Annotated in this window: 11 protein-coding genes; 6 read left to right on the top strand and 5 right to left on the bottom strand. The window is 68.7% G+C overall.

Going from position 1 to position 12,313, the window contains the following annotated elements; genetic code table 11:
- The first annotated feature begins 24 nt into the window (after positions 1-24).
- From POL67_RS42490 to POL67_RS42480, 3 genes are all read left to right on the top strand, one after another.
- Positions 25-741, top strand: a complete 717-nt coding sequence (locus POL67_RS42490; protein ID WP_271926852.1) for a TVP38/TMEM64 family protein — start codon at positions 25-27, stop codon at positions 739-741.
- Positions 741-1,715 (top strand): hypothetical protein, encoded by a 975-nt coding sequence (locus POL67_RS42485; RefSeq protein WP_271926851.1) that lies wholly within the window; start codon positions 741-743, stop codon positions 1,713-1,715. The genes POL67_RS42490 and POL67_RS42485 overlap by 1 nt, the downstream gene beginning before the upstream one ends.
- A 163-nt stretch (positions 1,716-1,878) precedes the next feature.
- Positions 1,879-2,841, top strand: a complete 963-nt coding sequence (locus tag POL67_RS42480) for an alpha/beta fold hydrolase (protein WP_271926849.1) — start codon at positions 1,879-1,881, stop codon at positions 2,839-2,841.
- Positions 2,842-2,851: 10 nt separating this feature from the next.
- Here the strand turns inward: POL67_RS42480 and POL67_RS42475 are convergent, their stop codons facing one another.
- Positions 2,852-3,283: a VOC family protein gene (locus tag POL67_RS42475; protein WP_271926848.1), complete on the bottom strand. Its 432-nt coding sequence runs from the start codon at positions 3,281-3,283 to the stop codon at positions 2,852-2,854.
- On the bottom strand, positions 3,280-4,416 hold the full coding sequence (locus tag POL67_RS42470) for an alpha/beta hydrolase family protein (RefSeq protein WP_271926847.1): 1,137 nt from the start codon (positions 4,414-4,416) through the stop codon (positions 3,280-3,282). Before POL67_RS42470 ends, POL67_RS42475 begins: the two co-directional genes overlap by 4 nt.
- Positions 4,417-4,603: 187 nt before the next feature.
- Between POL67_RS42470 and POL67_RS42465 the strand changes: the two genes are divergently transcribed.
- The 3 genes from POL67_RS42465 (at position 4,604) to POL67_RS42455 (ending at position 8,227) form a co-directional block, all read left to right on the top strand.
- The gene (locus POL67_RS42465; protein ID WP_271926846.1) at positions 4,604-5,683 is read left to right on the top strand and encodes an alpha/beta hydrolase family protein; all 1,080 of its coding nucleotides are present in this window, start codon (positions 4,604-4,606) and stop codon (positions 5,681-5,683) included.
- A gap of 106 nt (positions 5,684-5,789) precedes the next feature.
- Entirely contained in the window at positions 5,790-6,425 is a 636-nt protein-coding gene (locus tag POL67_RS42460; protein WP_271926845.1) for a hypothetical protein, read from the top strand.
- A gap of 176 nt (positions 6,426-6,601) precedes the next feature.
- Entirely contained in the window at positions 6,602-8,227 is a 1,626-nt protein-coding gene (locus POL67_RS42455) for an ABC-F family ATP-binding cassette domain-containing protein (protein ID WP_271926844.1), read from the top strand.
- 3 nt (positions 8,228-8,230) lie between these two features.
- Here the strand turns inward: POL67_RS42455 and POL67_RS42450 are convergent, their stop codons facing one another.
- The 3 genes from POL67_RS42450 to POL67_RS42440 all read right to left on the bottom strand — a co-directional run bounded on the left by POL67_RS42450 (position 8,231) and on the right by POL67_RS42440 (position 12,311).
- Complete coding sequence (locus POL67_RS42450) at positions 8,231-8,599, bottom strand: mannan-binding lectin (protein ID WP_271926843.1); 369 nt, start codon at positions 8,597-8,599, stop codon at positions 8,231-8,233.
- A 207-nt stretch (positions 8,600-8,806) separates the two neighbouring features.
- Positions 8,807-10,849, bottom strand: coding sequence for a hypothetical protein (locus POL67_RS42445; RefSeq protein WP_271926842.1), 2,043 nt, complete (start codon positions 10,847-10,849; stop codon positions 8,807-8,809).
- A 154-nt stretch (positions 10,850-11,003) separates the two neighbouring features.
- Positions 11,004-12,311, bottom strand: coding sequence for an aspartate aminotransferase family protein (locus POL67_RS42440; protein ID WP_271926841.1), 1,308 nt, complete (start codon positions 12,309-12,311; stop codon positions 11,004-11,006).
- Positions 12,312-12,313: the final 2 nt, after the last annotated feature.

Below are 12,313 nucleotides of genomic sequence, written 5' to 3'. Positions count from 1 at the left end.
TGCGTGTGGTAGGGTGCGCGCCCGATGCGGCGCCGCCTCGCACGAGTCCTCCTGCTCCTCGGGCTGCTCGCCCTCCCGCTCGTGCTCCTGCGCTTGCCGGCCGTGCGTAACGCGCTCGTCTCGCTCGTCGGGTACATGCGCGAGGCGGGCGCGGCCGGCGCCCTCCTCTTCCTCGGCGTCGAGGTCCTCGCCCTCGCGATCACCACGCCCCTATGGGTCATGTCGGGCCTCGCGGGGTACGCGTACGGCTTCAGCAAGGGGATGTTGATCGCGTGGCCGGGCGTCACCCTCGGCGTTTGCCTCTGCTTCCTCTTCGGCCGCGCCTCGATCGGCAAGCTCCTTTCGCAGCGCGCGGGCGAGGCCCATTTCTGGCGCGCCGTCGAGCGCGCCGTCCGCGCCGACGGCTTCAAGATCACCTTCCTCCTGCGCGTCACCTTCGCCCTCCCGCAGAACATCGGGACGTACATGCTCTCGGCGACGCCGCTCTCGCTGCGTGAATTCGCGGCGGGCTCGTTCCTCGGCCTCTTGCCGGCCACGCTGTTTCACGTCTACGTCGGCGCGAGCGTGGAGAGCGCGGCCGCGTTGCTCTCGGGCGAGGCCAAGGCGCCCGGGTCGCTCGGCTGGATCACGCTCGTGCTCGGGTTCGTCGTGACGCTCGGCGCGCTCGTCGTCACCTCGCGGATCGCGCGCCGCTCCCTGGACAAAGCGCTCGCTGCGCCTTCGCAGGCGGCGGAGCCTTGATGGCGGCCCGGAAAAACACCTTCGACGACAAACTCGCTCGTATTCGCGCGCTCGCCCACGCCGAGCCGCCGGCCGCCGCCGCGCCCGATCTCGGACGACTCCTCGCCGATCCGAATCCCTTCCTCGTGGGCGAGGCGGCGAAGGTCGCCGCCGATCTCGAGCTTCGCGCGCTCGCGCCCGATCTCGCCGCGGCCTTCGATCGGCTCCTCGGCATGCCTGCGATGTCGGATCGCGGCTGCCACGCGAAAGAAAAGGTCCTGGAGGCGCTGATCACACTCGAAGCGGACGTGTGGGACACGTATCGAAAGGGCCTCCGGTACGTGCAGATCGAGGTCACCGTGGGCCCGCCCGTCGATACGGCGGGGCTCGTCCGCGGCCTCTCGGCGCATGCGCTCGTCCGCACGAATTTTCCGCGCGCCGCGCTCGAAGTGACCCCGCTCCTGTTCGATGCAACGCCCGAGGCCCGCGTCGCCGCGGCCGAAGCGCTCCGGGACACGTGCGAGGTCGTCTGCGCGGCCGTGCTTCATACACGCGTCCTCGTGGGGGACCCCGAGCCCGACGTGCTCGGCGCGTGTTATCGAGGAATGCTCGCGCTCGAACCACGCCAGTATTTGCCCGTCGTCGCGGCTGCGCTCGAAGCCGGGGTCGAGATCGCGGCGCTCGCGCTCGGCGAGTCGCGCTTGCCGGAAGCGCTTCTGGTGCTGAAGGAGGCCCTCGTGCACGCGAACGCGGAGATGGAGAAGACCGTGCTCCTCGGCGTGGCCCTGCTCCGCACCGACGAGGCCTTGACGTATTTGCTGGAGCTCCTCGCCGAGGCCCCGGAGAGCCGCGCGATTCACGTGATCCAGGCGCTCTCGCTCCACCGGCACGACACGCGGCTCGTGTCGCGGGTCAGCGAGATCGTCTCCGCCCGCAAATCACGAAAGCTCGCGCGTGTTTTCGCGGAGCGGTTTGGCCCAAACGAAGACGGATGAGACCGTCATAGTGATCCGCAGGCTGGATCACGGGCCGCGTATCACGCTTCGCTCCATGACGCCTCGGTGCAAACCATGTTTTGCATCGCGACGTTTTCGCGGCGAAAAAGTGACGAAATCGTGGACAGAGGGGCGTGCGTGGCTTTATTCTACAACTTCGCCCATGACGTCCGCCACTTGCCGCAGCCATCGCCGTTCGTTCCGGGGGGGCAACGTGTTCTGGGAGGAGTGGGCTCCGCACGGAGGGCCCGCCCACGAGCGTCAAAGGCCCGCCGTCCTGGTGCACGGCCTCGCAGATACCTCTCGGACCTGGAACAAGATCGCCCCGGCACTCGCGCGGGATCGGCGGCTTTATGCCCTCGATCTGCCGGGGCACGGGCAGTCGAGCCGGTACGACGCGTCGTATGACGTCTCCTGGTACGCGAGCCTCGTCGTCGAATGGATTCGTTCGCTGGGGCTGTCGGATTTCGACCTGATTGGCCATTCCCTCGGCGGCGGCATCGCAATGCATGTGCTGCTCGAACAGCCGGGGCGCGTGCATCGCCTGGCGCTCGTCGCCGCCGGGGGGCTCGGCCTCGAGGTCGCCGCGCCGCTGCGCCTCGCCTCTTCGACGGGCCTGCTCGACCTCGCGGCGCCGGTGCTCATGGGCCTCGGCACGAACGCAGGCGTGCGCGTGCTCGGCGGCAATTTCGATGAAGCGGAGCGCAGGCACCTCGTGGAGATGAATGGCCGCCCGGGCACGGCGCGCGCCCTCTTCCGGACGCTGCGCAATGCCGTCGATTTGCGGGGGCAACGCGAGCACCTGCTCGACCACGCCCACCGGCTGCGCGAGCTGCCGCCGCTCGCGGTGTACTGGGGCGATCGGGATCCGGTGATTCCCGTCAAGCACGCGGAGACCGTGCACCATTACGTCGACGGCGCCATCGTGCGGCGTTTCCCGAACGTCGGCCATTATCCGCACCGCGAGGCCGTGCCGGAGATCCTCTCCGAGCTCTTCCGTTTCCTCGACGAACCCCAGCGCTCGCCGCGGCTGCGCCCGGGGGCGTGTCCTCCGCGCGCGCCCGAGGAGGCGCGCCCCTCGCTCTGGCGCAGGCTCGCGGGGGCGCGGCTCGCCGAGGTCGAGTGACGCCGCTCCCTCACGACTTCGTGGCGATCGCGTCGTAGCCCTGTTCGGAAAACTGGAGCAGGCAGAGCCCGTGCCCGAACGGATCGGCGAGCAGGACGATCCGGCCCCAGGCGTGCGCGCCGACGTCTCCTTCCCGAACCGCCCCGGCGGCCTCGGCCCGCGCGAGCGCGCCGTCGAGGTCCTCCACCACGAAATCGAGGTGGATTGGCGTCCAGTGGCGGGCATACGACCGCGGCGAGGCCGATCCGGGAAAGGGAGGGCGGTCCGCCTGCTTCACGAGCAGATAGATCGCTGCATTCGCGCCCACGAGCTCCACGCCGGCGTCGCCGAAGCGGCGGCCGATGCGGAGATCGAAGGCGCCCGTGTAAAAGCGTATCGCGCGGTCGAGGTCGTCGACGTCGATGTTGACGAGCAGGGTGGTCATGGGTTTGTCGCCGCTCATGGAAGCACGGTTCTCTGCTGGCTGGAAAGCCATGAGAGCCCCGCGTTGTAGATCACGTCGTGCCCGCCCTGAAAAACCACCACCGTCGCGCGTTCGCTCGTGCGTTCGAAGACCACCTTCGCCTTCGCGGCCTCGTAGAGCGGGCGCGCCTCCGGGGCGCCGAGGGTCTCCGGGATGCTGCGCGTCTTGGTGATTCGCCCGATGTCCTCCACGGGCACCCGATCCGCGGGCGCCGCGAGGTCATTAAAAGCGCGCAGGGCGTGATCCGGGGGGACGAGCTGGTCCCAGATCCCCACGCCGAGATACACGTTCACGCGTCCGCGCGCGGCTTGGAGGTGGGAGCGTGGGCTCCGCCGGCGGCATTCGTCCGCGGCGGGCGTGCCCGGCCGGGGCGCGCCGCCGCAGGCTGCGGCGACCTCGTGTGCATAATGGCGATCGGGCTGGTTCGAGCGCAGCCAACCGTACCAGTCCACGAGGTCGTAAATGGGCACCCAGGACACGACGCCGGCCCATATCTCCGGGTGCCGGCCCGCGAGCACGAGCGACGTCATCGCGCTGCCGGAATACCCGACGAGATAGATCCGCGTCGGATCCACGCGGGCGCGCCGCTTCGCGTAGTCGATCGCGTCGAGCACGTCCCTCTGCGCGAGCTCGGAGGCCGTCGACGCGGGGGACCGGTAGGGCCCGCGGTGATCGGGGTGGATGAGCACCCAGCCGTTCCGTTCGGCGAAGATCCCGTACGGGATGCCGATGCTCTGCAGGTAATTCTCGCTCCAGCTATGGAGCGCCACGAGCAGCGGACGCGGCTCGGGCCGGCCCGGATCGTAAAACAGCGCGCGCTGCTTGCTCCCGTCGAGGGACGAGCCGATCTCGACCTCCTCGATCCGCGGGATGCGCGCTTGCCATACCGACAAATCCTGCGCGCCGAACGGGAACGGTCCGCCGGCCGCACGTGGAAACTCCGGAATCAACGAAAGCGGTTCTCGCGTGCGCTCGCCTGGCGTGGGCGCCGGCCGAGGCGCGGACATCTGCGGAGGTACGTGGGGCTCCGCGTGCGCGGTGGGTGTTTCCCGACACCCGGAGACGAGGATCCCCGCGAGGAGCACCAGCATGGAAACGATGGGGCTCGGCATTGCACCCTTCCTGCGCGGCCTCGCGCGTCTGGATACGTTCGTCCCGTGCCCGTGGGGAACGCAATCGCTGTGCCTCATTGCGTCGTTCTCGATGCGCGGACGGGCGGACGCAGCATACGCAATTCATGCGGGATGCATGGCCTCGGCTGGGTGGAGCCGCTATACCCGCGCTCCGAGAGACGACCGCATGAATCGTATCCAGAATCGTGTTCGGTTCCTTGCCCTGGTGGCGCTCGTGGCGCTTTTTTCGATCACGGAGGGGCCCGCGCGCGCCGAGGGCGTGAAGCGCGTGGAGCCCGTGTTCACGCTCGCCTCCCGATTTCCAGGCGGCGAGGGCGCCTCGGGCCTCGGGGCGTGGAAGGAGCGTGTCCCCGGAATCGAGGCCGTGACGCTCCCCTCGTCGGCCGACGGCGCGGCGCAGCGGGCCATGTTCTTCGATTCGGGCGCGGCTGGCAAGCGGCCCCTCCTCGTGGTCTTGCATAGCTGGAGCACCGACTGGCGGCAGAACATCGGCATCCCGTATGCCATGTTCGCCGCGCAAAACGACTGGGTCTTCGTGCACCCCGATTTTCGGGGGCCGTACCTCCGGCCCGAGGCCGCCGCCTCGGACCTCGCCGCGCAGGACATCCTCGACGCCATTGCCTACGCGAAGCAGCGCGGCCACGTCGACGAGACGCGGATCTATCTCGCGGGCTTTTCCGGCGGCGGAATGACCGCGCTCGCGATGGCGGGGCGGCACCCGGACCTTTGGGCGGGCGTCGTCGCGTGGGCGCCGGTCTACGACATCCCCGACTGGTACGTGTACAACCGGAAGCACGCCCCCAAGCGGCATTATGCGCGCTTCATCGAGGGCGTGTGCGGCGGCGCGCCGCGCCCGGACACACGCGCATTCCGCGAGTGCTCCCGTCGCAGCCCGAGCGCGCTCCTCGCAAAGGCGAAGCAGGCTTTCGTGCCGGTCTACGTGGCCACGGGCATCCGCGACGACATCGTGCCCCCGCGGCATTCGATCTCCGCCTTCAATGACCTCGCCGATCCGGCCGATCGCGTGGGGGACGACGTGCTCGCCAAGCTCCTCGCCCCCACGGCGACGCGGCGTGTATCGACTTCCTCCTCCAATGATCTTTACGAGCGCGCCGGCGCCCCGTCGTACCTCACGCGCACCTCTGGCAGCGCCACGCTCGTGCTCTTCGAGGGCGGGCACGACGTCGTCTTCGACGCGGGCCTCGCCTGGCTCCGCGACAAGCGCCGCACGGCGAAGACCCCCTGAGTCGCGCCTCGCGCAAAGAATTGCCGTTGTGATGGGGCGGGAAAGCCTGTAGAAGCCGAACCCGGGCGACGCGGTGCTCGCGTAGGACCCATGGAGGAGCTTCTACATGATTCATTCCCGCTTTGGTTTTGCTTCGATCCTTGGATTGGTCCTTGCGTGCGCGGCCGCCTCTGCATGCGGTGACGACAACAGCGGCAGCGGAGGCGCGGGCGGCAATGCAGGCGCGGGCGGCAGCGGCGGCAGCGGCGGCAGCGGCGGCAGCGGCGGCACCGGTGGCAGCGGCGGCACCGGCGGCGCGGACCTCGTCATGACCGACGCCGATTTCGATTGTATCCTCGATTGGGAGAAGGTCCGCTCCTTCCGCATCACGAACAAGCTCGGCAACCTCGACGCCACGCTCGCCGCGGCCAATGCCCCCGGCACGACGGATTACCCCGTGGGGACCGTGATCCAGCTCATCCCGACCGAGGCGATGGTCAAGCGCGCGCCGGGCTTCGCCGCGGAGTCGGGCGACTGGGAGTTTTTCTTCCTGGAAGTCTCGGAGATGGGCACGAAGATCGTGAAGCGCGGCGTCACGGACGTCGTGAACCAGTTCAACGGCAATTGCCTCGATTGCCACGCGAAGGCCATGCCCGAGTTCGATTTCATCTGCGAGAAGGGCCACGGCTGCGATCCGCTGCCCATCGGCGACGACGTCATCCAGATGACGCAGAACGGGGACCCGCGCTGCCCGATGCCCTGATCGCCGATTGCATCGACGCGAGGACATCCACATCGGCAGGCGAAGAATGCCGCCGTGCCTGGAAGCCGAGCGTGCCGCGCCGCGCGTGAGCCGCACGCCGTTCCTCCATCCTCCGGACGACGGCGTGTTTTTTTCGGATGCGTTAGGGCCCGCGGTCCGCTAAGTAGGCGCCCCGCATGATCCGGCTCGACTCCATTGGCAAGCGCCACGGCAAGCAGATCCTCTTCGTCGAGGCCTCTGCCGCCGTCAACCGCGGCGAGAAGATAGGCCTCGTCGGCCCGAACGGCTCGGGCAAGACCACGCTCTTTCGCTTGATCACCCGCGAGGAGGCGCCGGACGAGGGGCAGATCGCCATCGATCGTGGCGTCACGGTGGGGTATTTCCGGCAAGACGTCGGCGAGATGAAAGGCAAGAGCATCGTCGCCGAGACGATGGACGGCGTCGGCCCCGTCTCCGAGATCGCGGCTGAGCTCGCCGAGCTCGAAGCGGCGCTCGCCGATCCGGACCGGGCCGACGAGATGGAAGATCTGCTCGAACGATACGGGCAGGCCCAGGCGAAATGGAGCGAGCTCGACGGGTATGCGCTCGACGCGCGGGCGCGGGAGATCCTCGCGGGCCTCGGCTTCTCGAACGAGCTCATGGATCGCGACGTCGGCACGCTCTCCGGCGGCTGGAAGATGCGCGTGGCGCTGGCCCGGATCCTCCTGCTCCGCCCCGACGTGCTCCTGCTCGACGAGCCGACGAACCACCTCGACATCGAGTCGATCATCTGGCTCGAAGGCTTTTTGAAGTCCTACGAAGGCGCGCTCGTCATCACCGCCCACGACCGGGCGTTCATGAACCGGATCTGCACGAAGATCCTGGAGATCGACGGCGGCGAGCTCACCACGTTCACGGGCAATTACGATTTCTACGAGCGGCAGCGCGCGATCGCCGCCGAGCAGGCCGAGGCGCAATACGAGCGCCAGCAAGCGATGCTCGCCAAGGAGATGCGCTTCATCGAGCGGTTCAAGACCCACGCGGCGAAGGCGGCGCAGGTCCAGAGCCGCGTGAAGAAGCTCGACAAGATCGACAAGCTGGAGCCGCCGAAGAAGAGCAAGCGGCCGCAGATGTTCGATTTCCGCGCGCCGCCCCGCTCGGGCGAGGACGTCGCGAAGCTCGACGGCGTGGTGAAGCGTTACGGGAGCCGCACGGTCTACGACGGGCTCGATTTCCTGGTCCGCCGGCGCGAGCGGTGGTGCGTGATGGGCGTCAACGGCGCGGGCAAGTCCACGCTGCTCAAGATGATCGCCGGCGACCTCTCGCCCGACGCGGGGGGCGCCTCGCTCGGGGCGAGCGTGAAGCTCGGGTATTTCGCACAGCACGCGATGGACGTGCTCGATCCGGAGCTCACGGTGGTCGGCACGCTCATCCATTCCTTCCCCGATGCCTCGCTCGGCACGCTGCGCACGCTGGCGGGCTGCTTCGGCTTCTCGGGCGACGACGTGGACAAACCCGTCCGTGTGCTCTCCGGCGGGGAGAAGGCGCGGCTCGTATTGGCGCGGATGCTCTATGATCCGCCGAATTTCCTGGTCCTCGACGAGCCGACGAACCACCTCGACATCGCGACGAAAGAGATGCTGGTGGAGGCGCTCTCGAACTTCGAGGGGACGATGCTGTTCGTCTCCCACGATCGCCATTTCCTCGCGCAGCTCTCGAACCGCGTGCTCGAATTGACCCCGGAGGGCGTGCACAAGTACGGCGGCGGCTACCTCGAATACGTGGCCACGAGCGGGCACGAGGCGCCGGGGCTCCGGCGGTAGCGGCTAGCTCGCCGGGGGCGGCGGGTTGCAGCCGCAGACCGACATCTGGCCCCACACGGTGGTCGTCCACTGGCCGCTCCAGGTCACGCGGCTGAGCTGGCTCGGACATTTCGTCTGCGCGTCGTCGTTGTTCCAGATCGGCCCGACCGGCACGTCGACTCCCTGGACCGTGCCGCAGACCGACATTTGATTTGGCACGGTGGTCGTCCACTGCCCGTTCCATTGCAGGCCGCTACAGACGGCCGGGCATTTGTTCTGCGCGTCGGCGTTGTTCCAGATGGGGCCCGCGTTGACGTCGAACGCCATGGCCGTACGGAGGAACAAGAGCCCACCAGCGATTGCAAAGAGACTGGTCACGAGCGGCTTTTTCATGATTCACGACTCCCCTTCGCTGTCGGCAATTTGTGTTGAAACCGTCGTCCATCCGCGCTGAATCGAGCGGCGCACGGCTCTGCAACGCACCTTGTGCTGGCCGACATGACGTCAATCCGTCGACCAGGTTCTGCAGGGCGCCCTCCCGGCGAGAGATCGCGACAATGAGGAGGAAGCTGCGACGTCCGTGCCGCTTCTGACGGGATGTCAATGCCTGGGCGGCGGCCGGAGCGCCAGATAGACGGTGCTCCAGAGCTGCAGCGCGTTGGATTCGTCCACGTGGCCGCGCGCCTGGCCAAACGGGAGAAGCACGGCCTTGCCGCCCGCAGGCTCCCAGCTCCACAGCTCCTCGGCGCGTCGCGCGTGGGTGGCCTCGATGCCCTCCCACAACACGCGCTCGGCCAGGACGAGGGCTTCGCGCGTGGCGGCTGGGAGATCCTTGCGTGCGAGCTGCCGGGAAAGACCCGCGGCCATCGCGGCTTGTTGCCACGACCAGACCACGGTCCCGTGGTAATCGGCGCGCGTGAACATCGAGGCGAGGGCAGGATCACCCGCATACGCTGGATTCGAGACCAGCATGCCGACGTCCGTGTGAAGCCCGGCCGGGAAGGGGCGCAGGAGCTCGCCGGCCACGAGGGTGAGAAGCTCGGGCGAGGGTTCGTCGAAGAGCAGGACGAACGCCGTGTCCGAATGCATCACCGGGATCGGTTGGCCCGCGGCGTCGAGCGCGAGGGCGAGGAAGCGAATCGGGGCGTCGATGGATGCGACGGCGGCGGTGCTGTCGAGACCCACCGAGGTCGCGTATTCGCGGACGCGCGCACGCGCCGTCGCCGCGGGGATCTCCAGCCTGAAATGGCGCTCAACCCCTTTCCATGCGTCGGCATAGGCCCGCGCCTCACCGGCCGCGGCGGGGTCCGGGCCGAGGAGGTCGCTCGCGAAGAGGCGCGCGGCGGCGCGCAGCGCAGCGGGGACGAGGGCCACGTTGACGTCGAACGGAATGTCCCCGCCGCCGAGGCCTTGCTCCGAATCGCGCCAATTGCCCACGCGAAGGCCCGGCTTCAGCGCGACCAGCGTCCCCGGGCCCGGGTGCGCCGCATAAGGGGCCGCGCGCGTGAGCACCAGCGCGAGGTTTTTCCGGAGCGCGTCGCGATAAAGCATCCCCGAAGGCGTCTTGCGGGCGAGGAATCCTCGGGCGCGCGCGCTCCCCGCGGGCATGTCGAGCAGGTACGCGGCGGCCATGGGGGCGAGGAGAAAGTCGTCGTCGATCATCTTGTAATCGAGGACGGGCGCGCGTAGATCCGCGGGCCGCGGGGTCGCCCTTGCGTGAAGCCACACCGCGTATTCGCCGATGGCCTCCTCGTGCGCGACATCGCCGTCCGGGGCGAGCCGATCGAGCACCGAGCCGAGCCCCGCCTCGATGGCAGGGGCTTCGAGGGCGGGCAGGAGCATGTGCAGCGCGAGCAGCGTGTCGCGTCCGAAATACGTCAAGAAGCGCCAGGAGCCGGCGAGGAGCTTCTCGCGGTACGTGAGGAAGGCGAGGGCCTTTCGCGCCTGCGTATCGTTTGCCGCCTGCGCATCGAGGAGCTCCTCGACCGGAAACGGCGCGAGCGGCGGCTCGTCGTGGAGGGCCGTGATGAGGAAGTGAATTTCGCCGCTGGGTCCGGCGTGCAAGACAATATCGTTGTTATCGAGCGTGAGGGTGGACCCTTCCATGGGCTCGATGCGGAGCTCGATGCGTCGGCCGTCCAGCATCGTGCGCCGCAGGGTGAGGGGCGGTCCGGGATCCACGACGTGCGCGAGCGAGGGCGCCCCAGGACCGAGGCCTCCGGCCATGTCGTCGCGCAGGAATCGGATCCCGGCCAAGAGGGCGTGGTCGACACGCAACGCGGGCGCGCGGGCGGCGAGATGCGCCGTGACGCCACGCATTCCATCGGGCTGCTCGACGCCTTCGAGCGTGGTGGAAGGCGCGAGGTCGAACGCCGCAGGCTGCGCGAGAGGCGCGAAGCCGACGACGAGGCCGGCATTGCCCGCGGGAAACGCCACGAGGAGGCGGGGGGCGGCGCCGGAGGTCGTGAGGAGGTGCGCCGCGACCGTGCCGCGGCGATAGAAGTGGTTGGCAATGGATCCAGACATGATGTCGAAGCGCAGAAGCTCGGGGGCAGGGGACGGAGCGGTGTGCCGTGGTGGCGCGACGTCCGTGCGGCGATCTGCATAGCTGCTGCCCGTGCACGCGGCGAGCGCCAAGATCACGCCCGTTAAAATGCGGAATCCGTGAGATCGCTGAAGGTGTGGCGTGCGCGGCATACGCATGGTCTCCCCCACCGCGGGAGAATGCAAGGAAGGCGCCGCCGTCGCTGCCCTTTCCGTCGCAGCAGCCTTTTCCGAAAACTTCGGAGCGCGCCCCCTACACGAGCTCCGCGAGCGAATCGATCTCCTCGCGCAGCGCCGTCACGAATGCGTCGATCTCGGCCTCCGAGATATCGAGCCGCGGCTGGAGCCGCAGCGTGTTCCAGCGGTGCCCGCACACGAAGCAGTAGTAGCCCCGCTTGTACATGCGGTGGCAAACGAGCAGGCCGATCGGCGAATGCCCGTGGAGCTCGGCCATGCCGAAATGCTCGAACGAGAGCCATGGGTGGTCCGTCGCCGTGAGCTCCACGCCCGCGATGAGCCCCGCGCCGCGCACCTCCACGACGAGCGGCGAGCCCGCGAGCCCGCGCCCGAGCGCCGCCTGAAAATGGTCGCCGCGCGCCTTGGCCACGGCGAGGACCTCGGGCGAAAGAAGATCGAGCATCGCGAGCGCCGCGACGCAGGACATCGCATTGCCGCCGAACGTCACGTTGTGCGCCTCCGCCGTGGCCATGTCCTTGCCATAGGCGCGCAAAAAGGTGTCCTTGCGCGTGAGCATGGCCGAGCACGGCAAGAGGCCGCCGCCGAGCGCCTTCGCCAGCACGATCACGTCCGGGCGGCGCGGCCAGGTCGACGTCCCGAGGAATCGACCGAGCCGGCCGAGGCCCGTCTGCACCTCGTCCGCCACGAGCAAGGTCCCGTGCGCCTCCGTGAGCTCGCACAGGGCCGCAATGTATCGCTCCGACAAAGGGAACACCCCTCCTTCGAGCTGGATCGGCTCCACGATGATCGCGGCCACGTCCTCGGATGCGAGCGCGCGCGAGAGCGCGTCCACGTCCTCGCGCGGGACGGGCGCGACGTCGGGGAGGTGGGGCGCGAAGGGATCCCGGAACATCCCCGGGTTCATGAGCGCGCAGCTCCCCATCGTGGTGCCGTGGTAGGCGCCGAGCAACGAAAGCACGCGCGGGCGCCCGGTGGCGGCGCGCGCGAGCTTCATCGCCGCCTCCACCGCGTCGCTGCCCGACATCCCGAAAAAAGCGTTGTCGTAGCCCGTCCGCTCGAAGAGCGCGCGCCCGAGCCGCCCCGCGTACGGATTGACCCGCGACGGATACCAGGACGGCGCGTCGGTCGCGAGCCAATCCCGCACCGCGTCCGCCACGGCCTCGACGCGGTGCCCGAGGGATTGCGTGCCGTGCAAATCCTCGATGAGCTGCCCGTCCTCGTCGACGAGTCGTCCGTCTCGTGTTCCCGCAATTCGGTGCGGCTCGCCCGTCATGAGCACCCGCGCGGCGACGAGCGGATTGACGAACCGACGAAAATCCTCGATGCCTCTCCGCAGGATCTCGGCGTGATCCATCGTGGCCATTT

The organism is Polyangium mundeleinium (assembly GCF_028369105.1).
Classification (GTDB): Bacteria; Myxococcota_A; Polyangia; order Polyangiales; family Polyangiaceae; genus Polyangium; species Polyangium mundeleinium.
This window is presented reverse-complemented; position numbering and strand designations above follow the sequence as displayed.